This is a genomic window from Chthoniobacterales bacterium, from assembly GCA_035274845.1.
Classification (GTDB): Bacteria; Verrucomicrobiota; Verrucomicrobiia; order Chthoniobacterales; family UBA10450; genus AV80.
In genome coordinates, this window is record DATENU010000016.1 from 1 (window position 1) to 23058 (window position 23058).

General features: G+C 57.6%; 18 protein-coding genes and 1 tRNA gene. 10 read left to right on the forward strand and 9 right to left on the reverse strand.

The genetic code is table 11. The features are described from left to right. The 3 genes from VJU77_11355 to VJU77_11365 all read left to right on the forward strand — a co-directional run. Positions 1-491, forward strand: a 491-nt coding sequence (locus tag VJU77_11355) for a hypothetical protein (GenBank protein ID HKP03940.1), incomplete at its 5' end; no start/stop codon positions are given. A gap of 1 nt (position 492) precedes the next feature. Then, on the forward strand, positions 493-1458 hold the full coding sequence (locus VJU77_11360; protein ID HKP03941.1) for an RHS repeat-associated core domain-containing protein: 966 nt from the start codon (positions 493-495) through the stop codon (positions 1456-1458). Next, the gene (locus VJU77_11365; GenBank protein ID HKP03942.1) at positions 1430-1978 is read left to right on the forward strand and encodes a hypothetical protein; all 549 of its coding nucleotides are present in this window, start codon (positions 1430-1432) and stop codon (positions 1976-1978) included. The genes VJU77_11360 and VJU77_11365 overlap by 29 nt, the downstream gene beginning before the upstream one ends. 32 nt (positions 1979-2010) lie before the next feature. On the opposite strand, the gene VJU77_11370 is transcribed toward VJU77_11365, so the two are convergent. Both VJU77_11370 and VJU77_11375 read right to left on the reverse strand, forming a co-directional pair. Further along, positions 2011-2292, reverse strand: a complete 282-nt coding sequence (locus tag VJU77_11370; protein HKP03943.1) for a hypothetical protein — start codon at positions 2290-2292, stop codon at positions 2011-2013. A gap of 308 nt (positions 2293-2600) precedes the next feature. Next, a tRNA-Arg gene (locus tag VJU77_11375) sits at positions 2601-2674 on the reverse strand. Between VJU77_11375 and VJU77_11380 the strand changes: the two genes are divergently transcribed. The 7 genes from VJU77_11380 (at position 2660) to VJU77_11410 (ending at position 11034) form a co-directional block, all read left to right on the forward strand. Next, on the forward strand, positions 2660-3799 hold the full coding sequence (locus VJU77_11380; protein ID HKP03944.1) for a DUF1259 domain-containing protein: 1140 nt from the start codon (positions 2660-2662) through the stop codon (positions 3797-3799). The two genes, VJU77_11375 and VJU77_11380, sit on opposite strands and share 15 nt — an antisense overlap. Beyond that, positions 3796-4785, forward strand: a complete 990-nt coding sequence (locus VJU77_11385; GenBank protein HKP03945.1) for a hypothetical protein — start codon at positions 3796-3798, stop codon at positions 4783-4785. The genes VJU77_11380 and VJU77_11385 overlap by 4 nt, the downstream gene beginning before the upstream one ends. Before the next feature lie 187 nt (positions 4786-4972). Further along, positions 4973-6529 (forward strand): hypothetical protein, encoded by a 1557-nt coding sequence (locus VJU77_11390; protein HKP03946.1) that lies wholly within the window; start codon positions 4973-4975, stop codon positions 6527-6529. A 34-nt stretch (positions 6530-6563) separates the two neighbouring features. Next, on the forward strand, positions 6564-7043 hold the full coding sequence (locus VJU77_11395) for a hypothetical protein (GenBank protein ID HKP03947.1): 480 nt from the start codon (positions 6564-6566) through the stop codon (positions 7041-7043). Between the two features lie 144 nt (positions 7044-7187). After that, positions 7188-7958, forward strand: coding sequence for a hypothetical protein (locus VJU77_11400; GenBank protein HKP03948.1), 771 nt, complete (start codon positions 7188-7190; stop codon positions 7956-7958). Positions 7959-8000: 42 nt separating this feature from the next. Further along, positions 8001-10700: a protein kinase gene (locus VJU77_11405; GenBank protein HKP03949.1), complete on the forward strand. Its 2700-nt coding sequence runs from the start codon at positions 8001-8003 to the stop codon at positions 10698-10700. A 7-nt stretch (positions 10701-10707) separates the two neighbouring features. Continuing rightward, positions 10708-11034: a hypothetical protein gene (locus VJU77_11410; protein HKP03950.1), complete on the forward strand. Its 327-nt coding sequence runs from the start codon at positions 10708-10710 to the stop codon at positions 11032-11034. Here VJU77_11410 and VJU77_11415 read toward each other — a convergent pair. The 7 genes from VJU77_11415 to VJU77_11445 form a co-directional block, all read right to left on the reverse strand. Then, positions 11031-12377 carry a type 2 lanthipeptide synthetase LanM gene (locus VJU77_11415; GenBank protein ID HKP03951.1) on the reverse strand — a complete coding sequence of 449 codons (1347 nt, stop codon included), beginning with the start codon at positions 12375-12377 and terminating at the stop codon, positions 11031-11033. The two genes, VJU77_11410 and VJU77_11415, sit on opposite strands and share 4 nt — an antisense overlap. 116 nt (positions 12378-12493) lie before the next feature. After that, a complete protein-coding gene (locus VJU77_11420) occupies positions 12494-14059 on the reverse strand; it encodes a peroxidase family protein (GenBank protein HKP03952.1) in 1566 nt (521 codons plus the stop codon). A gap of 448 nt (positions 14060-14507) precedes the next feature. After that, positions 14508-15239: a hypothetical protein gene (locus VJU77_11425; GenBank protein HKP03953.1), complete on the reverse strand. Its 732-nt coding sequence runs from the start codon at positions 15237-15239 to the stop codon at positions 14508-14510. Then, complete coding sequence (locus VJU77_11430) at positions 15220-16773, reverse strand: RHS repeat-associated core domain-containing protein (protein HKP03954.1); 1554 nt, start codon at positions 16771-16773, stop codon at positions 15220-15222. The genes VJU77_11425 and VJU77_11430 overlap by 20 nt, the downstream gene beginning before the upstream one ends. A gap of 54 nt (positions 16774-16827) precedes the next feature. Then, positions 16828-17145, reverse strand: a complete 318-nt coding sequence (locus VJU77_11435; GenBank protein ID HKP03955.1) for a hypothetical protein — start codon at positions 17143-17145, stop codon at positions 16828-16830. Positions 17146-17241: 96 nt separating this feature from the next. Beyond that, on the reverse strand, positions 17242-22329 hold the full coding sequence (locus VJU77_11440; protein HKP03956.1) for an RHS repeat-associated core domain-containing protein: 5088 nt from the start codon (positions 22327-22329) through the stop codon (positions 17242-17244). After that, the gene (locus tag VJU77_11445; protein HKP03957.1) at positions 22326-23015 is read right to left on the reverse strand and encodes a hypothetical protein; all 690 of its coding nucleotides are present in this window, start codon (positions 23013-23015) and stop codon (positions 22326-22328) included. Before VJU77_11445 ends, VJU77_11440 begins: the two co-directional genes overlap by 4 nt. Between the last annotated feature and the right edge of the window lie 43 nt (positions 23016-23058).

The following is a 23058-nucleotide window of genomic DNA, read 5'->3' on the forward strand; positions in this document are numbered from 1 at the left end:
GCCATAATTCCAGTGCGTCCTGCTTATATTGCTCGGTATATCTCGCCGGCCTGCGAGTTGGCTTCGATAACTGTGTTTTCATGTGGGCTCCTTTGGGTTTTGACCCTCAGCCCACTGTCCGTCAAATTAATGCAACCCCAGTCCTTTTTTCTTGCATTTTCTGGCGACCGGAGAGAAAGCGGGGTGCGATGGCGAGGAAGTTGCGGCGCGAAGAAGCCGACCCGGATCACGGCCAACGGCATGCGGAGCGCATCATCATGGAGATGCTGGAGGGGCTGGGCATGAGTGAGCGGGAGGTCGTGAGCGCTCGCAAGGGTGATTGGCGAAAGCGCATCATTGCGCAGCGGGTGCGCCAGGAAACGAGCGTGACCTTGCGCTGGTTGACGGAGCGTTTAGGGATGGGGAGCGAGGGCCACCTCAGCCGGGTGAGCGGTTGTATGAAAGACTTGGCCAGTCACCCCGGCTGGCGTTCGTTTCGTCAAGCACAATGAAATGCAAGAAAAAGGACTGACCCCTATTCCCTTCCGCGATAGCGGTGGCGCAACTTTCTTCTTTTACGAGGGGTGGAACCTCATCCAGGAAGGGCCGAACGCAGCGGCATCGGTTCGCCTGTATGTTCACGGGGCTCGCGTGGATGAGATCGTAGCGACCCAGGTGGACGGGACTTGGTATTACAACCATTACGACGCTCAAGGGAACTGCATCCTCCAGAGCATGACGAACGGTGGCATCCAGGCGCAGTTTGATTACGATGCCTTCGGCTTCCCTTACTTTTACAATTCCGCCGGAGGCAAAGGCGTTCCCAAGACCCGATTCCTGTTTACAGGCCGAGAATATTTAAGCGACCTGCGACTGTACGATTATCGCAACCGCCTGTATCAACCTGAGCTAGGCCGCTTCCTTCAGCCCGATCCGAAGCAGTTTGAAGCTGGCGATTACAACCTTTACCGCTATTGCCACAATGATCCAGTAAACAAGACCGATCCAACCGGATTGAAGCTAGAAATTGATCCGTCAACGCCTATACTCTTTCAACTATCAGTAATTGTTGCGCTCTATGATGTAGGCAGAACCGAATCAGGAGGGCCGGCGATTAGCCAGTTAACCAGGTCAGAAGACCATCTACACGTCATCACTATGATGACCGGCGATCCTTATGGTAGGGCCGAAGCGACCACACCAGATAATATGGATAAAGCAACGAATGGGACAGGCACGGGTTCGATCCTGAAGATCGACCCGCTCCGGGTCGACGGATCTGGCGCGAAAACGATGTCGGAAAAGGTCGCACACGCTGTAGGCCACGGCCAAGACATCGACAGTGGTACGGCCACGAGGCCGGACGACAGGAAATCTATGACCCAAGAGCAGTATGAGCGAACCCCAAATGAACAAAATGCCATCAAAATTCAAACGGAAGTTAAGAGGCTTGAAGAAAGTGAAACGCCCAGAAAATAAACCGCTACTGAAGAATATTACGGTTCTTAGCCCGAGATTCACTTGGCGGTGGATTTGCCTCGCCGCGCTTGCTTTGGCCGAGACAATGAACGGGCAGGCTTTATCCGAGATTGCTCCTACCATAGCCGTGGCTGATCAGCAATTAACCCTACAATTACGCCAATCGCTCCCTCCCGAAGCGGAGGGGGCGTGGACACCAAGTCGGTCACAGGTTTTGGAGGTAATGGCATTCGTTAAGAGCGAAGTCGGTAAGCGCGAGATTCTCGCGAAGGCGGCCGCTGGCGTGCGAATGGAATTTTCACTGAAACGTATCGATCAAAGTCGTTTTCAAATCTTCGGACTTCTTATCGGCGGACGGAAGCACATGTTGATCGACGCAACGCCTCTCGATTCTGATGCTCCCGAATTATGGCTTAAGGACCGTATCAGTCAGAACGTATTTGACGGAGGAGCGGCGTACTGGTGGGTTCTGGTAGACTCCGATTCAAGGGAGGTAAGAAGTTGCGGACGCCGACCGTAGGCGCGAAGCCAGGAAGGCGTCGCTTCACATCGTCAACTGTTGATCCAAGTGGTTTGATGTTGTTTCCTGAACCTGGACGGTAAGGTCAGGCTTGGAATATTTTGGTATTGTTGTTCACCGGCCGGAAAAACCCGAAGCAAAAAAAAGCCAGCAGCTTGAGAAGTCGGTGAATCAGGGGGGCTCGATCTGAAGCCCAGATCGACGTATTCATCGATAATAGCTTCAGGCTGTTCTAAACTTTCTACGGTCGAAGTCATCAGGGCGGACACGGCGTCGTCGCCAAGGCGGCGTCGAACCCGCGGAATGCCTTCCACGGCGAGACGATGACTGTCACGGGTTGGGCGTGGTCGATTATGATTGTGAAGCTCAGCAGGGCCGTCAAGGGATGTGGAAAAGAAAACGCGATGTTGAAAGCAAAAATTCAGCATCTCATCTGTCAGCGGCGCTAGATTCGAGGTGATTACGAATTGAATGTGCCTTCCGTCATTGCGTCGATTGACCTCGTTAACAACGTACTAAATTAGGAAAAAATTGAGTAAGGGCTCACCTCCTTGGAACTCGACTTTCAGGTACGGGGAGCCTCATGTCGTTAAAATTAAGAACACCAATAAGTTCGCGGAAGCGTGCCTGGAGGGATTCGAACCCCCAACCTGCTGATCCGAAGTCAGCTGCTCTATCCGGTTGAGCTACAGACACGTCGAATTTTCGATTTTCGAATTTCGATTGCCGATTTCGGAGAGGCAATGGGAAAAAACGGCGCTCCACAAGATTATTACGATGGCGGTGCCGCGTAGGCGACGTCTTCGGCTGGCGACTTTCGTCCGACTGACCGCCCTTGAGGAACGGTGGGGCGGGTATATGGTCGCAGCGGAGCAATGGATGAAAACGAAACTCACGGTCGCCCTTATCGTGATAGTTGGAACGATCGGCGCGTTCGCCGCGGCCTCTGAGGCCAGCGCCGCGGATTTGAATGGCGCCCGGATCGATGAGCTGACCGGCCTCAAGGGAAAGCTCAACGAAAAGGAAGGCGTTTATCGTGTCACCTTTACTCGAGCTGATGTGCCCGTTGACATTGACGGCTGGAAGATGCCGCCGTTTCTGGGACTCGGGACGTGGGCCGCGTTTACCAAAGGCGCTCATGCCGACGCGATGGTGATGGGCGATACGGTGCTCTTCGAAGACGAAGTCAACGCCGTGATGTCGGTCGCGTTCGACAACGGGTTAAGCGTGACCGCGCTGCATAACCATTTCTTCTTCGACAGCCCGAAAGTTTATTTCATGCATGTCGAGGGCGAGGGAACGACGGAGCAACTGGCTGGCGCCGTCCGGAAACTTTATGACAAGATAAAGGAGATCCGTGCGGCCAGTCCGCAGCCGAAAAACTCGTTCTCGGCTGGGGCAATGCCGGAGAAGAGCTCGATCACGGCCGAGCCGCTCAACACCATTTTCGGTGTCGCCGGCGACAGCAACAACGGGATGGTGAAGTTCACCATCGGCCGTCCGGCGACGATGCATGGGGTGAAGGTGGACAAAGACATGGGCGTCAACACCTGGGCGGCGTTTGCCGGCACCGATGAAAACGCCGTGGTCGATGGAGATTTTGCCGTGACCGAGGATGAGCTGCAGCCGGCTTTGAAAGCGGTCCGCGCGGCCAACATAAATGTCGTGGCGATCCATTCGCACATGACTCACGAGCGGCCGCGGATTCTCTTTTTCCACTACTGGGGTCGCGGCAAGGCGAAAGACCTCGCGAATTCGATCAAGGGCGCCCTTCCCGCAACGCAGGTGTCTGGCGCCACCAAGAGCTCGGCCGGTAATTGAAACTGCACCGGTCCTATTCCGCGGTCCTTTTCCTTTTTGCGTTGCCGGCACTGGCGGGGAGTGAACCGCCGCTGAAACTTGCCCGGACAATTCACCTGCCGGGAGTGGAAGGCCGAATCGACCACCTCGCTTTCGATTCTTCGGGCAAACGATTGTTTGTCTGTGCGTTGGGCAACAACAGCGTTGAAGTCATCGACCTGGCCAAGGGGGAGAAGGTGCGTTCGATTACGGGTCTCGGCGCGCCGCAGGGTGTCGCTTACCTAGCTGATTCCAATCGCCTCGTGGTCGCAAACGATGAGGGCGGGCGGTGCACAATCTACGATGCGAAATCGTTTCAGCCTCTCGCAACCGTCGACCTCAAGGATGATGCGGATAACATTCGTTACGACTCCGCTGCCCATCAGGTCCTGGCCGGATTTGGCAGCGGCGGTATTGCGATTATTGATCCGACCGCGGGAAAGCAGCTCGGCGCCATCAGTCTCCCCGCGCATCCGGAGAGCTTTCAGTTTGAGAGGAACGGGCCGCGCATTTTCGTAAATGTTCCCAGTCGCCTCCAGGTGGCGGTGCTCGATCGCGATCAGCGTAAAGTCGTCGCCAGGTGGAGAACAGATTGGGCCGCCTCGAATTTTCCGATGGCGCTGGACGAAACGAACCATCGTTTATTCGTCGGCTGCCGCGCGCCCGCGAAACTTCTCGTGCTCAACACTGATTCCGGCGAAGTCGTCAGCAAGATGGAGATCGCGGGCGATTCCGACGACCTGTTCTACGACAACAAACGGCACCACGTTTATGCGATTTGCGGCGCGGGGAGGATCGACGTCATCGCGCAAAGCGGACCGGACAGTTACCAGCGTTTAACAGGCGTTGACACGGCGGAAGGAGCGCGCACCGGCCTGTTCGTGCCGGAACTCGATACGCTTTTTGTCGCCGTTCCCCACAAAGGATCGCAACCAGCCGGGATCCGCGCTTATGACGTGCGCGATTAGAACCGAAACGCCGCGGCGGCTTTCACGGTAACTTGCGTGTTCGGCTATCGGAAATGGGCCGATAATCCGTAAGTTTGAAAGTCGTGGTTTGCCGGCGGCGGACCCCCGATGTCGACCCCCGGGGTCGTATTTTCCTTGTCTAACGGAGGCAAATCTGTTTAAGCCTTTCCGCAGAAAAAGGCGCTTCATGATTATTTCCCATCTCTCTCGTTTCTTCTTCTCACCAAGCCGCGCGCTCCGAGAAAGCGCTCTGCCGCTGGCGGCCGTCGTTCTGTCCTTGCTGGCAGCGTCAGCCCCGGCAAACGCGGAAAGCTTCCGCAATTTTTACGGGCTGAAGTTTGGCGCGACCCCATTTGAGCTTCGGGTGCAGGGGCCGATGCAAGGCCTCGATGTCCTTCATCGCTGGAACCAGATCGCCGTCGACGCTTCAGGACTCGACCACACTCCGGTGGCTCCCGGGGATCCCCGCCATTTTGGCGAACAGCTCGGGCCCGCCCGGGCTAGCCGCGCCATGGCGATCGTCCATATCGCGATCTTTGATTCCGTGAATGCCATCGCCGGCGGCTATAGAAGCTACACGGGTATCACCGCCCGGGGCGGCGCGGCCTCGATGGATGCAGCCATTGCCCAGGCGGCGCATGATACGCTCTCGGCGCTTTTCCCGTCGCAGAAACCTGCCTTCGACATGCTGCTGGCGGAAGACCTTCTCCGGATCAGCAGCCGGCCGCAGAGGGAGAACGGCATTGACGCGGGAAAACGGGTGGCTACGGCCATCCTCGCCATGCGCGCCAACGACGGCTCGGCGACCGCCGAATCGCCCCTCGGCAGTGGCCCGGGTTCTTACCAGACAAGCGATCTGGCCGGCCACTGGCGGCAGGATCCGATCAGCCAGATCCCAATTGCGCTCGGGGCGCATTGGGGGGACTGCACGCCTTTTGTTCTGCAAGCCACCACCCAGTTTCGGACTCCGCCTCCGCCCGCGATGACCAGCGCGGCTTATGCCGCCGCTTATAACGAAGTGAAGTCGGTCGGTGGCGACGGCATCGTGACCCCAACGACGCGCACCGCGGACCAAACCTTCGCCGGCCTTTTCTGGGCTTACGACGGAACGCCAAGCCTCTGCGCGCCGCCCAGACTTTATAACCAGATTGCAGTCCAGATCGCCGACCAGCAGCGGCTCGATACTGTCCGGCTGGCGCGGCTTCTGGCTTTGATCAACGTCGCCATGGCGGACACCGGAATGGCGGCCTGGGAGTCGAAATTTTATTGGGATTTTTGGCGACCGATCACCGGGATTCGCGAGTCGGATCCCGGCACGGGTCCGCAGGGCCTGGGTGACGACAATCCGGCCACCGTCGGCGATCCCGCCTTCACTCCGCTGGGAGCGCCTGCGAGCAACCTGACGGGACCGAATTTCACCCCTCCATTCCCGGCCTATCCTTCGGGCCACGCCGCTTTCGGGGGCGCGTTGTTTCAGGTTTTCCGCCGATTTTACGCGACGGATCGGGTTGGGTTTACCTTCGTTTCCGATGAGTTCAACGGAGTTACCCGGGGAAATGACGGCATCATGCGTCCCTATATGCCGCGGAGTTTCTCCACCTTTTCTCAGGCGGAAGAGGAAAACGGACAGAGCCGGATTTACCTCGGCATTCACTGGTCCTTCGACAAAACGGAAGGGATCGCCCAGGGCCGCCGGGTGGCTGATTACGTCTTCGATCGCGTCTTCACCCCTTTGCATCCCTGATCGCGCGTCGAGAACGGCTGCTTCGAATTCGTCTTTGGAAAACCTTTCCAGCTATCTCAACGATCACCTGGCGGGCTCGGTGGGCGCGCTGGAGCTGCTGGATCGGCTGGTTGAGACTTATGAAGGAAAGCCGCTCGCCGTTTTCTTTGCCGGGTTGCGCAACGACATTCACGAGGACCAGGAGAAACTGCGGGAGCTGATTCAGGCGGTGGGCGCGGAGGAGAGCGCCGTCCGCAAAGCCGGCGCGTGGCTGATGGAGAAGCTTTCCCGCGCCAAAATGCCGGTGAGCGAATCTTCCGAGGACGAGATGGGACTGTTCCTGGCGCTGGAAGCGCTGGCCCTGGGGATCATGGGCAAGAGGTCGCTCTGGCAGGCACTCCAAGTTGCCTCTCCAGAGATACCGCAACTGGCTCGCCTGGATTACGCCGGGCTCGAGAAACGGGCGACTGAGCAGCACGAACGAGTCGAGGCTAAACGTTTGGAAATAGCGCGCTCTGTTCTCAAGGATACCTAACCGACGGGCCTCGGTTCGAACTCTATAATGGGTGATGCCGCAAATGATCAAACGCATGGTTTTTGACGTTTCCTCCAACTGCGCGGGAGCACTTTTCTTGATTTTATTCTTGAGTAAGAATTTCGATCCAATCACGCTTTGTCCGTGAAAGCTGATTGCGCTGACGAAAGTCCCGGGGCGCTTACTCACTTCGTCACGACGCGATGGAGTTTGATCCGCCATCGAGGCCTTCCGGACGGGGGATCGGAGGTCGACCCAGCCCTGGCAAAGCTTTGCCAAATTTATTGGCGGCCGATTTTCACCTACATTTATCGCCGCGGATATGCCGCTCCGGACGCGCAAGACCTGACGCAGGATTTCTTCCTCATGATCCTGGGAGGTAACCTTCTCCAATCGGCCGATCCGAAGCGCGGGCGGTTTCGCTCTCTCCTGCTCAAGTCTCTGCAGAATTTTTTGATCGATGCCGCGGTTAAGCGTGGGCGTCACAAACGCGGCGGGGGAGTCCAATTTGTTTCGTGGGAAAAATGGATGGCCGAGGCCCCTGCGCAGTTATCCATCCCTCTGGCGACCGTGGAATCTTCCCCGCCCGAGGCACTATTTGATGCCGGGTGGGCCGCTGCGATCGCGGAAGAGGCTTTGCGACGATTAAGGATGGAATGCGAAAGCAAGGGGCGGCGGCGGGTCTATGAAGTGTTGCATGGGTACCTCGCCAGCGAACGCGCTGAGATTTGTTACCAGGACCTGTCGCGCACCCTTGGCGTGCCTGAGCCGACCGTAAAAAGTTTGTTGCATCATTTTCGCACTCGCTACCGCGCGCTCTTGCGGGAGGAGGTCGCGAAAACCGTCGGGTCTGAGGCGAACGTGGACGACGAGATTCGCTACCTCTGTGCCACTCTGTCTGCCGAGCCACGCTGACAGTTCATGCAAGAGGGTTCCCCTAATGATTCGTTTGCAGCTGTGGCCGAACCCGAAGTTTGCAGCGAATGCCAGTCCGTTTCGCGCCTGACGAATGGCCTTTGCCTGAATTGTCTCCTGCGGGGCGCCCTCGGCGAGCAGACAGCTTCTTCGGGCCGCGAAGTTTTCAAGGAAGCGCTCGCCGCGGTGAGGTCGCGAAATGGCGATTGGCAGATTGCCGACCACGAGATTCTCGATGAAATCGCCCGGGGCGGAATGGGCGTCGTTTACCAGGCAAGGGAGCCCCATTCCGACCGCATCGTCGCCTTGAAATGCGTTCTGGCTTACCAGGGCGATTCCGACCACGCGGTCGCGCGTTTTCGTCGCGAAGCGGAAACGGCCGCGCGCCTGGACCATCCTAACATTGTCCCGATCTATCAGGTCGGGGAGACGGCAGACGGCTTCCCGTATTACACGATGAAGTACGCGCTTGCGGGTAGCCTGTTGCAGGCTCGCGGTCCCCTGCTTCAGCATCCGCGCCAAAGCGTCCAGCTGCTCTTGAAGGTGGCGAATGCCGTTCAGTACGCGCACGAAAAGGGCGTTTTGCATCGCGATCTCAAGCCGGGAAATATCCTTCTGGACGAGCGGGGTGAACCGCTGGTCAGCGATTTTGGCCTGGCCCGGTGCGAGGCAAACTCAAGTTATCTCACGCGGTCGCTCGCCAGCTTCGGAACGCCGGGTTACATCGCTCCGGAACAGGCCGATGGTCCCGCCGCGCAACTGACTCCCGCCGCGGATATCTACAGTCTCGGGGCGATCCTGTTTGAGCTCCTCACCGGCCGGCTTCCTTTCGTGGGCGAAAATGCGTTCGCGGTCATGAAACAGTCGGCCGACAATCCCGCACCCAAAGTGCGGACGTTCGTGCCGCACGTGGATCGAGACCTGGAAACAATCTGCGCGCGCTGTCTTGAACGCGAACCGGGCGATCGCTATCAATCCGCCGCCGAGCTGGCCGAAGACTTGGAAAGATGGCTCGACGATCGGCCAATCGCTGCGCGGCGGAGCAACCTGTGGCGCCATTCGCGGCGCTGGGTTCGCCGCAATCGCTGGATGGCGGCTCTGGTCGCCGCCTTCTGTCTCCTCGGCGTGGCGTCCCTTGTCTGGCAGATCCGGGCCAGCAGGCTGCAATCCGCCATGCGAGCGACTGCGCTGAGTCAGCGTTCCGTGGTGGTGCTGCCCTTTCTCGATCTCGACAATGTTGCGCGCGATTCAACCGAGTCACAGGCGTTCGCTGCTTTTTTGCAGGGGCAACTCGAAAAATTCGGCCCGGCGCGGGTGACCCCGGGGTCGCTGCGGACGTGGGATGCGCCGGAGGATGTCCGAATTGCTGGCCAGGAGAGCAAGGCTCGGACGGTCCTGACCGGCACGGTTCGAATTGTTGAAGGTAGGAAGCGCTTCTCTGTTCGGTTGTTAGATGCAGCGAATGGGGATCCGCTCTTTGTAAAAATTTGGGAAGAAGGAGCCGAACCGGAACAGCCGGCCAACGAGACCCGGCAATTGAGCCAGAACATTTACGCGGTATTAAGCGCCAATGATTGGTCGGAGATTCGGCAATCGAAAGTCGATCCTGGATTGCGCAACGATGTCGCGCGGGAAGCGATGATCGCCGGCCGCGAATGGATGACCCACTACACGGTTTCGGACACTGACCGGGCCATAGCCTTGTTCGAGAGAGCCCTCAGCGAGGAACCTAACTCAGCTCTGGCCCACTCCTATCTTGCCAGTGCGGTCACGACCCGGACCCATTATATTGCGGATCAACGATTCCTGGAACTCGGCAGAGCCGAAGCGAACAAGGCTCTCCAGCTTTCTCCGGACTTGGCGGATGCACACCGCGCTTTGGCTGGAGTTTATCTTCAAGAGGGGAAGCTTCGCGAAGCCTTGGAAGAACAAATTCGAACTCTTGAAATTGGCGGAATGGAGGGGATTGCGATGACGTCAATCGGGCTGATTCTGGACTCGCTAGGAAGTCCGCATCAGTCTCTGCGCTGGTATAAACTGGCCTCCAGGTTGTTCAAAAGTCCCGGAGACATCGAGGGTCCGGCGGGCGATGCGTGGACAAAACTTGCTGACGATGAGCGGGCTCTCCGGGCCTACAATCGAAAGATAGAACTACGGCCCGGATCTTCCGATGGCGTGGTCGGGAAATGTCATCTGGAGCTTGTTCAGAGTCATTTTGATTCGGCCCGCGAAATCATTCGGACTCGTCTCGGAACTCACAATGAACTTGGCGATCTGACGGCGATTGCGGCCCAAATCGAATTCTTCGCCAGAAACTTCCCGGCCGCCGAGGAGCTTTACCGCAAGCTTGCCCTGGGAGATCCCAATGGAGGCGGATCATTTTACGGAACCGTAACCTACCAATCCGCCCTGGGCCGAATCCAACAAGAGCTTGGAGAAAATGAAGCGGCCACGATTCTTCTAAAAGATTGTCTGGCCGCAGAGGCGGCGATGCTGGCGCGCCAGCCGATGAATCCGGACGCCGCGTATCGGGTCGCCGCTGTCGAAGCTTGCCTAAATCTTTCCGAAAAATCTTACCAACATTTACGCCAGGCGATCGATCTCGGCTGGCTCGACTATCGTTCCCTCCTCCTGGATCCGCGCTTCGATTCGCTTCGATCGGATCCGGAATTCATTCGAATTACCGGGGAGATATCCGCCAAGGTGGCGGAGATGCGGTTAAGGGCAATTAAGGACAATTAGTAGCAACATGAACGATACAGATACGAAAAAATGGGACGAAATGACCAACGACGAAAAACTCGATCGTCTGACCTCCGTGCTGACTCTCGCAGGGTCGGATGTCAAGTTTCGCGATCGGTGTCTGGTCTCGCCAGAGTCCGCCAAAAAAGCGGTGAGCGAAATGGCAGGAATTGAGTTCGCTCCTGACTTCGAGGTTCAGTTTCTTACGCCCGAGCAGCGGATGAAGAAACTCGTTCTGGCGGTTCCTGATTTCATTCCGCCGCAAAACGGCGAGGCTGAACTGCGGAACGCGGAAGACTATCAGACCTGCACTTATTTTCCCTGGAGGAGCTAGGGTTTTTTCGGGACGCCTGACGCACCCCAACGGAGCGCGTCCCGAATCGCCTGAATCAATTCCGGCGGAGCGACTTGGGGATCGGCCGGCATTGATTCGTTAGTCGTTCGCACGAAGTAAGGAAGGTCGAGCTGCCGCAAAGCTTCGATTTCCGCCCGCACCACAGCGTGGTCTGCGCTCTTGCGCCGGCAAGCCTCCGTGATGAGCGCGTTGCGCGCTGCCGCTGACCGCAGCGCCGCTGGTCCGATGGAGGCCTGCCTGATCGCAGCGTATTTCTCCGTCGCGAGATAAATCCAGCGTCGAGGCTGGCCGCGGAGGCGCCGCACTTTTCTTAAAAACGTCGCCCGGCGCGTCGGGGTTCCGATAAGCCGATGCCAGCCTCGCTTAAAACCCCGAACTATCTCGCGCTCATAATCAGCCGCGATCACCGGCTTGCCTGCGATCCGTGCCAGATGCGCTCCGTTGGTCGCCGGGCCCAGGACGCTGCTCCGACTCTGCAAGCTCTTCCGTTTTGGATTGGGAAAGAAACCGGTGCGGTAAAGGACGTCGGCGAAGCTTTGCGTTTCGGTGTGGGGCGCTACCTGCCAGAGTGCGTCGATGTCCACGAGCACGGGGTGTTCGCCGGCGGCGATGAGGTTTTGTCGATGACAATCGACGCCCTTGAGCAAATACGCGGCCGCGATAATTCCTCCCAGGCGTTCATAAAACCGCCGGACGGCTGCTTCGCTTTCGCACGAGGCGTTCTCGACATATTCCATCCAGCAGTAACGCTCGCCCACGAGAACGCGCGCGATCCGGAGCGGGGGCCGAAAGCCCTGGCGGTTCATCGATTCCAACAACGAAAACCAGGCCACTTCACTTGCGCCGGAGCGCGGCTTATGAATCAGGCGTCCGGCGTCAAATTCGACGAGGGCAACGGACCGCCCACCCTCGTGAGGATCGGATAGTCCGAGCCGCAGGTCTTCGATCCGTTTCCAGGGCCGTCCGTCAAAAAAACTGCGCGAGAGTGCCTGGGCGTCGGCCGCAGCACGGCCGAGGATTTCGTCGATCTGGTTTCGCCATTGGGAAATCGAGAGGGACCAGAGATCCTCGAGGAGAGGAAACTTCTGGAACAATTGGCAGAGACGATAACCAGGCCGGTCTCGCAAGAACATCCGCTCAAGGGTTGCATGGTCCGACCCGGGCGCGAGGCCGAGCGAATTGACTGCGAGCGCGAAGCTCTCCCATTCCAGTTCCAGGCACGGCCGGGTGATCCATTCCAACTTCGCGTGGAGGTAACGCCGCAAACTTCGCCGCGCTCTCGCCGACGTCTGGAGAAGATGGTCCCCTGCTGATCGCTCCACCTCGCCCCACCCAAAATCGACTCCCGCGCCACACAATTTCGCCAGCGGCGAGCCTCCGCCTGATTTATATGCGGCCCGCTCCACTCCAGCCAGCAACCGCCGCCGGTTGGCGGCCGTTACGCGGGCTCGGGAAGAAATTGGTACCGTCGCCACTGCGCTTCACATTCTGGGAGAAGTTGGTCGTTGCCGACGAGTTGAACAATTCCGATAAGCGAGTTGAGGGGTCGTTGTGATCCATTCGGAAACCGCCATCGCGGCATTTCCCATTTCGGGCCTGCGACTGATAGATAACTCTCAGGGTCTGCCTCGAGCGCGCTTTGGATCACGTCAAAAGTAATGTGACTCCCCACCGGCCCCAGGGTAACGCCGCGCCCCTTCAGTTCCGCTTCCTTCAGGATGTAATAAAAAAGCGGCGCGTTTTGTGCCAGCCGATGTTTGCGCAGGACGCTCCCGGTCCGATCGCAGGTGTCTTTGTTCAGTTGGAGCTCGGTCAGCTGATCCTCGGAGTTGATTCTGCCCTGCCTTACCAATTCCGCCGCTGCTTCCGGTCCCGAGGGCAATTGGGCGCGGGCGCCGCGCAGAAGCGTTCGCACCGGCAAATTCGGCGGGTCCGGCGTCTCCAGACGATTGGCAAGGCGAATAGTCCCGGGGGCCAAACCATGCATCGCGGCGCTCAGGGACGTATCGATGTAATTGCTGGACGCTTGCGGGCCGGAGGCGGGTAAACCGTCCAAAAATGTTCCCCATTCGACGAGATAATCGTCCGGAATCGGGGAGGCTTCTTGGCCGAGCGCCATCAGTTCGCCGATCAGCACGCGCTTCCTCCGGCAATTGAGCCGGTAGGCATTGCGCACCATGCTATGGCCGAAGCGGAATGCCGCCAGCGAGAACTCAATAGGCACGGAGAAGCCACACTCCGGTTTGCGAGGCGTGCGTTGCTCCTGAGAATGCCAGACATCATTGTGCAGAATGCGCGGCAGGTAATCATGGCGAATGATCCATTGGTAGTGCCAGCGAACCAGCCGTTGGGCGCGCTCGAAGAGCGAGCCAGATACAGAGCCGTTAATTGCCGATATCGAAGAAGCGCTGTCGCTTAGCTGTCTGATCGCCTCGTTGTGAAACTTCAAAAAGAGAACGTGCAGTTGCCTCAGAATAAGATTGTCGAGATTGCGCGTGTCTTCCATGTCGCCGATCAGGATTCTTCCGTGCCTGATCGGCAGATCGCGCTGGTACCCGGTCGGCGTCGTAGCGCCGATCTTGAATGTTTCCGCGCCTGGTTCCCCTTCGTAAAGGTAGGGCGATCCTTCGGGGCCTTGCCCGTAAACATGGTCCAGATCGAACGAGGCGGTTCGAAAATTCGGCGTTTCCTCCGGGTCAAGATAAGGCCCGGCCAACGGGGTTGGATCGTGCGTCAGGTCGTGCCCGAGAAATTGTCCGAAATAAGTGTAGCCCACCCGCGGGGTCAGTGTGCCTTCCCGCTCTTTTTCATAACGCATCGCGCTGCCCAGCTCGACTAGCTTACCTTCATCCTCTCGGGTTAGAGGGGTAGCGGGCTTCTCAAACAGGCGCGAATAATGGCCCTTCGCTTCCGCGCGCATGGCCCGGGCATGACTGCACGCCAACGCTCCCGTAGCGGCCGATTCCTCAGGAGGAGCTTCCAGGGGTGTATGAATCGCCTTCATGAGGGATGCGCCTGAGCGATTCTGCCGATCGACCTCGCCGTTGGAAAGCGCAAAGGGGCGCGGATCTAATTAAGAAAAACTGAGAAAGTTCTTGCCGGAGTAATGAATCCTTCCGGCTGCGGGAAGAGAGCACTCCGCTTTCTCTCCGGCTGCCTGAAAATGCAAGAAAAAAGGACTGACCTCCTATTTCGCCGCTCTTGGGATAAGTAATTCGCGACACTTCCCCGCTGGGATACCGGCAATAGCGAACTTCATTCAATCCGCCGCTTCCCGCCACGGTCGTGCTCTCCTCCCGCGTCGTCATACGTGTATTCGATAATGGAGAAGCTGTTTGAGATGTTTGTCATCCGGCCCGCGTCATCCCAGCCGATTTGACGTGATTCACAGATTTGCGCCAGACGAATTCGCCGTGGTGCACTGACCCCTTTTGTATTTTTCCTGTGTTTGACTACTTGGCGCGCAATCGCTCAGTTAGATGTCGTATCTTTGGAGGCAATTTCCGTAGAAGGCGCGCCCGGGCAGCTGGCCGCTCGCACAGAGCGATTAGGTCATCCACGATCTTAATAAACTCTTCATAAGCTGGAGTGTGGTAGGCGCCAAATGCCATGACCCCGATCTCAGGCGAGTCGCCATTTTTCTTCAAGGCGTAGATTACTCCGGGCATTGTTGAGCCAAACGTTTTTCGCTCTGGTTCCTTGGGCACTCCCGGCACCATCGTTTGCCAGAGCGCCTCGATCTGATTTGCAATGTCCGCAGGCAGCTTTGCTTCGCAGGCTACGATGCGGGAAGAATCCAATCGCTTCTTCAAGTCGAATTCCTCGCCAGACCAATAACGATCGAGTATTGCCTGCGTCAGTGAAGGAGTGGCCCGCCGAAAGCTCAACCATCGCGAGCCATCGCTTCGGACGTAGAATTCAAGCGTCTCGTCGTCGCCAAAGCTGAAGTTTCTGTAAAATCTTTGACGCCAGGTCGCCTGAGTAAACATACGTGGCTCGAACTCCCGGCGGAATGCTTCCCCTAAATCTCCCTCCATGTGATAACTCTTGGAGCCCTCCTCGAAAAGAAGATCGCCTCCCCGGAGTTGTGGCGTCACCAACCAACAGGTCGATGCCAACAAAGCGCAAAAAATGGTTGTAGTTCTGGTCATATACGCATGTCGCTTAGGGATCGTAAAGGTCATGACGAGTTACGTAACCGGGGACGCCATCTCGATAAATTCGGTAAGCACCTTGTGCTTTCAGGTTTGGGTTGGAAAAAAGCATGAATCCAGTTTTTGTTAACGCCCTCATGTCGAGAGGCGTCGGTTCAGCGACCGAGACTCCGTGAGAGTTGAACCCAGTTCGTGAGTGATAATGGGATAAGGCGTCTGGGCGACTGGGCACTGGGGGCTCTTCGTAGTGGTCGACTTTTCTAAGTACCAAAACAGAATTACCAGACGCGGCGTAAACCGGTTTTCCAAACCTATATGGAACCTGTTTTCCTCTGATCGTGTCACCGGGGACTGGCTTGCCGTCAACAATCGCGCCCGTTGAGTCCTCTCCCTCCTTTGTTTGTTGAGCGAGAATCCGTCTGCTCTTTTGGATAGTAGCTTCGTCGGCACCGTTGCTCTGTGAGACCTGCGCGAATGAATACCGACGGCCACCGTCGCCTCCTCCACCACTGCCGCCGTCGCCGTTGCCCATCGCGGTATGATCATGTCCATTCGGGAAAGCGCTGTACTCACCTTGAAAGCTGTCCCCACTATCCATTCGGCATGCGAAATCCCACATACTGTCTCTCATGATTTCCCCGGCTAGTTGTTCTCGCAGCCCCATCGGATCGCTACTGTTCACAGGGTCATTGTGGCAATACCGATACAGATTGTAATCGCTCGCCGCAAACTCCACCGGATCGGGCTGGAGGAAGCGGCCCAGCTCGGGCTGATACATCCGGGCCCGGAAATCGTAAATCCGCATGTCAACAATCCATTCCCGGCCGGTGAACAGAAACCGTGTCTTCGGGCTGCCGGCCTTCCCTCCGCTCCCCGTGTAGAAATACGGGAATCCAAACGCGTCGTAGTCGTACTGCTGCTCGATCCCGCCGCTGTCGTTGCTCAGCAGAATGCAACTGCCCTGCGCATCGTAATGATGGTTATACCAAACCCCGCTCACCTGGCTCGCCACGATCTCATCGATCCGTCCCCCATGCACATAGACGCGATCCACGAACGCCGCCGCCGGCCCTTCCTGCACCAGGCTTGAGCCGTCGTAGTAAAAGAACGTGGCGCTGGTCGTGTTCGGATCGCCCGAAGAGCTCTTCCACCGCTTGACCAGTCGCCCCAGCGGATCATACCCAAACCACATCCAATCGGCACTGAAGTAAGATTTGCCCCACATCTTTATCGGCTGGTTCAGCGCGTTATAACCCGCCGTGATATAACCATCCTGCATGAGCACTCCATTGGCCGCTCCCGGCGCACCCCACTCCCCGCCCACGTCGTCGTCGTAATTGGTCGTGGTCCCCCAGTGCTGCGCCGGCCCGTCATAGCCGTTCTCCCAGCTGAAATATTGGTTGAGCCCGTTGGTCTTGCCTTGAAACAGCATCGGTCCCCGGCTCGCCAACTCGTTCCAGCCCACCCGGTTCCCCAGCGCGTCGTAATAGAAATGATCGCCCCGAGCCGGAGTCCCCGGATTCTCCGTGTCAGGATTTTCCGCGCGATACCACGCTCTCTCCAATTGCCAAAAAATGCAAAAAAAAGACTGACCCTCTCAGGATTCCCGCCTCGCCATTTACTTATGCAGATTACTGAGGAAGTAATTCTGAATCATCCCGCCGGAATCGAACTCTACAACCAGATACCATCCCGTCATCACCGCCGCAATATCCTCCGAAGGAGAAGGCGGGTTATCGACAAAAAACAGACATCCCTTTTCGACCGACTTGCCTTTAGCCGGAATGTTCGCGCTGAGACGTGTCCCAAAAAGAGAGTCAAAATCCCTTATAGAGCCACCCCGGTAAACGAGTCCCAAATCAATGGCTTCGATGCACAGCTGCATTCGCTCCTTTTCCGAAGACGCCAGTTTATATTTCGAGGCAAACTCATTCATGTCAGACTCCCCGCGTCTCGTCTCGCCAAAACAGTGCGACTCAAATGCTATCAGAAGTATCAGACACGAAGCGAACTGTTTCATAATCGTCAATCCTCAATAGTCCCTGGGCGTAGAATACCACACAGTATGCCAATATGGAGATGGAGGCGGAGCCGGCGCTATTGTAGCGGTCTGAGGTCGAATAGGCGACGCTCCGTTATTCATCCAGGCATAACTGTGTGTGCTTGCAAAACTGGTCACATAATTGAAGTGACCCCCCCGGCCTATAACAGACTTCAACGGAACTTCTCCTGTCTTCTTGTCTGGTGTCGGCTCACCCCTTGCCCATTCAGCTTGTTTTGCGAATACAAAGTTCGCTTTCCCGGCCCCCACATCTCGTTTGCGGGCTTGGTCCTCGGAAAGATAGGCTTTAGTTCCAGGAGCATCCTCAGGAAACTTCTGGTGCAGTCCTTGGTACTCCGAAGTTAATCCGATACATCCACGATCTAAATTCGCCTTGGCCTCATTTGAAAGGGGAGCCGAAGGGCTCATTTCTCGTTCCAAGTCGGATCTCGATATCGTCCTCGATGTTCCGTGTGAATCGAGCGATGCAAGGTTGTGTCCCGGATTCATGAATTCTCCAAACGAGCCTTGATAAACGTTCCCGCCATCGAAGAAACAACTTATTTTCCACTGAAAGGTTCTACTTAATTCACCGATTAGCTCTGACCGTAACCCCGTCGGATCGTTCTTGTTCACAGGGTCATTGTGGCAATACCGATAGAGGTTGTAGTCGCTGGCTGCAAACTCCACCGGATCGGGCTGGAGGAAGCGGCCCAGCTCGGGCTGATACATCCGAGCGCGGAAATCGTAGATCCGCATGTCGTTGATCCATTCCCGGCCGGTAAACAGAAACCGCGTTTTCAGGCTGCCGACTTTGCCTCCGCTCGCCGTGTAGAAATAAGGGAACCCAAACGCATCGTAGTCGTACTGCTGCTCGATTCCGCCGCTGGTGTTGCTCAGCAGAATGCAACTGCCCTGCGCGTCGTAATGATGGTTATACCAAACCCCGTTCACCTGACTCGCCACGATCTCATCAATCCGTCCCCCATGCACATAGACGCGATCCACGAACGGCGCCGCCGGCCCTTCCTGCACCAGGTCCGAGCCGTCGTAGTAAAAGAACGTGGCGCTGGTCGTGTTCGGATCGCCCGAAGCGCTCTTCCACCGCTTCACCAGTCGCCCCAGCGGATCATACCCAAACCACATCCAATCGGTAATGAAGTAGGATTTGCCCCACATCTTGATCGGCTGGTTCAGCGCGTTATAACCCGCCGTGATATATCCATCCTGCATGAGCACTCCATTGGCCGCCCCCGGCGCACCCCACTCCCCGCCCACGTCGTCGTCGTAATTTGTCGTAGTCCCCCAGTGCCCCGGCTCCCCGGGCGGATGGCTGTTCTCCCAGCTGAAATATTGATTGAGCCCGTTGTTCTTGCCCTGGAACAGCATCAGTCCCCGGCTCGCCACCTCGTTCCAACCCACCCGGTTCCCCATCCCGTCATAATAGAAATGATCGCCCCGCGCCGGAGTTCCCGGATTCTCCGTCTCAGGATTTTCCGCCCGATACCACGCTCTCTCCAGTTGCCCGTCGTCATAGTACTTGTAACGGTTTCCCCGCCCGTTCTCCATCGGGTTGTGAGTGGCGTCGAACCCCCGCTTCCAAGCCACGATTCGATCCCGGTTGTCCCGCCAATACTCTCGAAAAGCGAGATCGTATGCCGTCGGATTCAATACGTCGACCTCCTTCCTGTGCCGGACCGAGCTGATCATTCCTCGTCCATCATACTCATAGCTGGTCGTGACGTTATTGGTCCGGGCCTGATAATGCACTCTGCCGTCCGGCCAATAAACGTAGCTGGTGGCCCCGACACCCCAGCCCACGCTCTGGAGTTGCCCCCGCGCCGTGTAAAAGCGATCCACCAGCGTTCCATTGGGATAGGTAATTCGCGACACTTCCCCGCTGGGATACCGGCAATAGCGAACTTCATTCGATCCGCCGCTTCCCGCCACGGTCGTGCGTTCCGTCCGCACCCCTCCGGCTTCGTCATACGTGTACTCGATGAGGGAAAATTTGTTCGAAATGTTTGTCATCCGCCCCGCGTTGTCCCAGTTCTGCACGATCGCCGAAGTGGCGGGGTCTGGGTTATTGTGGATGTCGAACCAGGAATGGTGCAACTCCCGTCCCCGGGCGTCGTAAAGATCGACAATTTTCGTCTGGCCGCGCCGCGTCTTGTAGGTTTTCAGCTGTCCGAATTCATACGTGCTCACTTCGGTGCTGGTGTCGGGGAACGTTGTTTTGGTCAGTCGGCCCAAACCGTCGTAGTCGAAATTGGTCAATTGCGGGTCTCCACCGCCGGGTTGCCGAAAAGTCGTGACCGTATCGAGCTTTTTCATCGGCCCCCACTGGTAGGTCAGATCGGTCCGTTGTTCCAGTTCGTCGAAGAACTGCCCCGGCTGGCCAAAGGCATCGTAGTTTTCCCAATGTTGTGTTTTCAGGTCGGGGAAGGTCACCCTCATCTTGTTTCCCGCCACGTCGTATTGGAACCGGGTGACTGGAAAATCCGGCTGGTCCTCCCGCTTCGGCTCTGTCGTCGTCTCCAGCCGGTTGCGGACGTCGTACCCGTACGTGGTCACGCGTCCGCGCGGATCGGTCGACGTCTTCTTCTGGCCATTTTCATCGTAAGTAATCCGGTGCGTCTCGGTGTCATCGCCCGGGTGCAAGATCCCCAGCGCTTCGGTGGGTAATTGAATCAGACCCGTTTGCTCTGAGAGAATCCGGTTGTTGACGTCGAAGGTCCGCGAGGTCGCACGGCGCCGGCCCGTGGCGTCAAAGGCGGGCTCGATCTGGATGCGCCATTCCTTCGAAGTATGGGCGAAGGCGGAACGAGTCGGCTGGGTGTCGCCTTCAATCACCCGATCATAAATCCAGTCCGTCCGGCGGACCTGGACGCCATTGCACTCCGTGCTGGAACCGACCTGCTCCGTGGCGGACAGGCAGCGCCGGTAGATATCAAAGATGAAATCCTTCCGGTGTCCCACCTCGTTGATAACGGCGGTGCGATTGCCGTACTTGTCGTACTCGTAGCGGACGGTTGGATGCGACACGCCGCCGTCGGTAGAAGGGTATTCTTCGCTGATCACCTGTTGCCGGCCGTTGTAAGTCTTTGTGACCGTAAATGTGCCGTTGGCCCGGGCCCGGCCGTCAGTCACGGTCGCCACCAGATCGGTCCATTCCGGGTGATTATTCGTGCGGCCATAGTAGGTGTAGAACGTGTAGTCCGGGCCTGAACCCGTCGGATTGTCGACGGAGTTGTATTCCTTCTGGAGCCGGTGATACGCGTCGTACTCATAATGCTGAACGGCGCCGCTGGGCAACGTATGGGTTTCGACCTGGTTCCACAGATTGTAAGTAAAACTTTCCACCGCGGCTGGATTTCCCTGGGCCGGGCCGTTGTAGTAGGAAATCTGTGTCACCCGCCGGCGCGAATCCCGCGTGTAAGTGGTGGCTTTCCCAAATTCGTTCTTCTGGAAGAGCCAATGATTGTAATCGTTATTCATGCAGGTGGCGTCGAGGGTCGCCGTGCCGATAACGTTAATCCGGTCATAGGTGCAACTGCCGCCCCCCTCATAATCAATCCGGCCCGGCTGGCCGCTGTCGTCCCCGGTCGTGGAGTACTGCCAGGTGCGGTTATTTCGTCCATCCCAAATCTGAGCCGGCTGGCCGTCGCCATTATAGTTTTGCCTGTCGCAAGGGACCCCGGGCGCACAGTTCTCGCCCTGGGGATCTGGCAGGTACCCCTGAGTGAAATCGGTCATCTTGCCCAGTTGATAGCTGCGGCAATTCAGCGTCGTGCCCGCGCCCCGCCCGAAATAAAATTTACGCTGACCGCCCAGGCCATTTGATTCCAAACGCTGGCCGGTAAGACAGTTCAGGGTAAATCCTGATACCACGACGGCGCCTCTATCGCTTTTTTCCGCCGCGATGGCATATGGTTGGGCTGGAACAAAATCGTGATAGAACTCCGGCTGCCCGGTCGGAGGCGGGGGCGGAGACGGGCATGCCATTGCCCGGTAGTCATAACTGATCTTTGTCATGGGCCCGGCAAAATGCGGATCATCCGCGCGCTTCAGCACAGGGAAGGGAGCGCCTTCTCCCGTCAGTATGGAGCACGGCTCGGTCCCAGCTCCATAACAGTTCCCGTAGGTGTAGAACGCGGTGGCCGTTTGGCCTGGCATCGGGTCGTTTTCATAAGTCACCGTCGCCAGCACGAAAAAGCCGCTCGCCATGGTATAGGCGTAGGTTACGTGCTGGGTGCCGGCGGTATTGCCCGTGTCGACACCCGAAATTGCCCAGCCCCCACCGGGGTAAAAGTCCCAATGCAGATACAGGGATCGGCCGCCATCCTGGTCCACGTGATCGAGATGTCCATTCGCGTCGTAATGAAGGGTGGTGCGAAAACCGTGCGGGTCGTACACCTCGGTTGCATTATAGACTCCCGGCCCGCCAGTGAAATGAACCGAACCCCCGTCCGCGCGGGCCAGCCAGAAGTCCGAGCCGTCGGGGGCCATTTTGGTGATGTGGTCATGAACGCCAAGCCCGCCGTTGGGCCAGGCCGCCGTGATCTCTGCCCCCGAATAAGGCGGACCGTAAGGCGAACTGGATCCAGGATGCCCGCTACAGTTCCACGATGCAGGTTCGCAGCGAATAACCTGGTACTTCGAAGTATGGCCATCCGGGAACGTAATGGTAATAGACGTTTTTCGGACGGGAGTCTCATGGTCTGTGCCCGGGATCGGCACCCCGCCTTCCTGGCCTTCGACCGCGGTCCATTTCCAGGAATGCGACCAACCGGACATGCCGAAGTCCAGGGGCCAATCGGCATCATCGTTGTCATAATCATTGTGGGTCGAATTCCAGTAGCGGGTGAAATCGAGCCCATATTCGCCCAAGGCGCCGGGAACGTGGAGATCGTTTACTACTCGGGTGGCGTTGCCGCTATGAGCGTCATAACTGCCTCCGGTTTCAATCTGCCCTTTGAGCGCTCCCGCATTTCCCGATGGATTGTCCTCGGCGGTCAGCACATTTTGACTCACGACGAAGACGCTCAACATCAAAGCAAGACCAAATTGGGCTCTCATGGCAGGCTTGCCCCTTCCATTTCTTCCACTTTCTCGAGCGACGCGCGCACCACCGGCAGGACCGTCTTGATTCCCTCGCAGTAAAAAATGATGTGGCTCCGCGTGAAATCTTCAGGGACCTGCGCGAGGAAGAGGCATTCGCCGGTTCCTGAAATGGTCATCTGCGACATCGGAGGATTGAGCGTGATCCCCCGGCTCGGCTTGACGTAAACCGTCTTACCGGCCGCAGCCGGGTCGAATTGGACGCGCAACCATACCGGCTCGGTGCCCGTCACATAGGCCACGTCCAACTTGTTGAATTGGCGCGGCGGGACTTGCGGCGACTCCGAGCCGGCGCGCCACACTTCAACACTAGGCTGAGCCAAAACCAATTCCGCCGGGTCAGGTGCTGGAAGCGGAATTTCAGTCACCGGCGGCGGCGGCGGAGCGATTGGCGTTTCCAATTGTTCTGGCGGAATGACTGCCTCCACACTCCCGCCGCTTATGTCGTCCCCGCCCTTGGGCGTGAGCGATTCCCACTGCAGTTGCGGCGGTGGCGGCAATGTGTCCGGGTCAGGCGGATCCGGCGGGAGAATCGCGGGGGGGGAAAGCGGCGGAATCAGCGGTTCCTGACCCAGCACATGTTCAGGCCATAGGAAAAGAAAGATCGCAAAGAGAAAGAAACCGGAGTGAATGAGTTTTGTCATAGGAGTCACCGATTGGTTGGGTTGCAATTATCCTGAGGGGTGA

Coding starts and splice junctions, on each gene's coding strand:
- VJU77_11360 (HKP03941.1), top strand. CDS start 493: ATGCAAGAAAAAGGACTGACCCCTATTCCCTTCCGCGATAGCGGTGGC.
- VJU77_11390 (HKP03946.1), top strand. CDS start 4,973: ATGATTATTTCCCATCTCTCTCGTTTCTTCTTCTCACCAAGCCGCGCG.
- VJU77_11410 (HKP03950.1), top strand. CDS start 10,708: ATGAACGATACAGATACGAAAAAATGGGACGAAATGACCAACGACGAA.
- VJU77_11420 (HKP03952.1), bottom strand. CDS start 14,059: ATGAAGGCGATTCATACACCCCTGGAAGCTCCTCCTGAGGAATCGGCC.
- VJU77_11425 (HKP03953.1), bottom strand. CDS start 15,239: ATGACCTTTACGATCCCTAAGCGACATGCGTATATGACCAGAACTACA.
- VJU77_11435 (HKP03955.1), bottom strand. CDS start 17,145: ATGAATGAGTTTGCCTCGAAATATAAACTGGCGTCTTCGGAAAAGGAG.
- VJU77_11440 (HKP03956.1), bottom strand. CDS start 22,329: ATGAGAGCCCAATTTGGTCTTGCTTTGATGTTGAGCGTCTTCGTCGTG.
- VJU77_11445 (HKP03957.1), bottom strand. CDS start 23,015: ATGACAAAACTCATTCACTCCGGTTTCTTTCTCTTTGCGATCTTTCTT.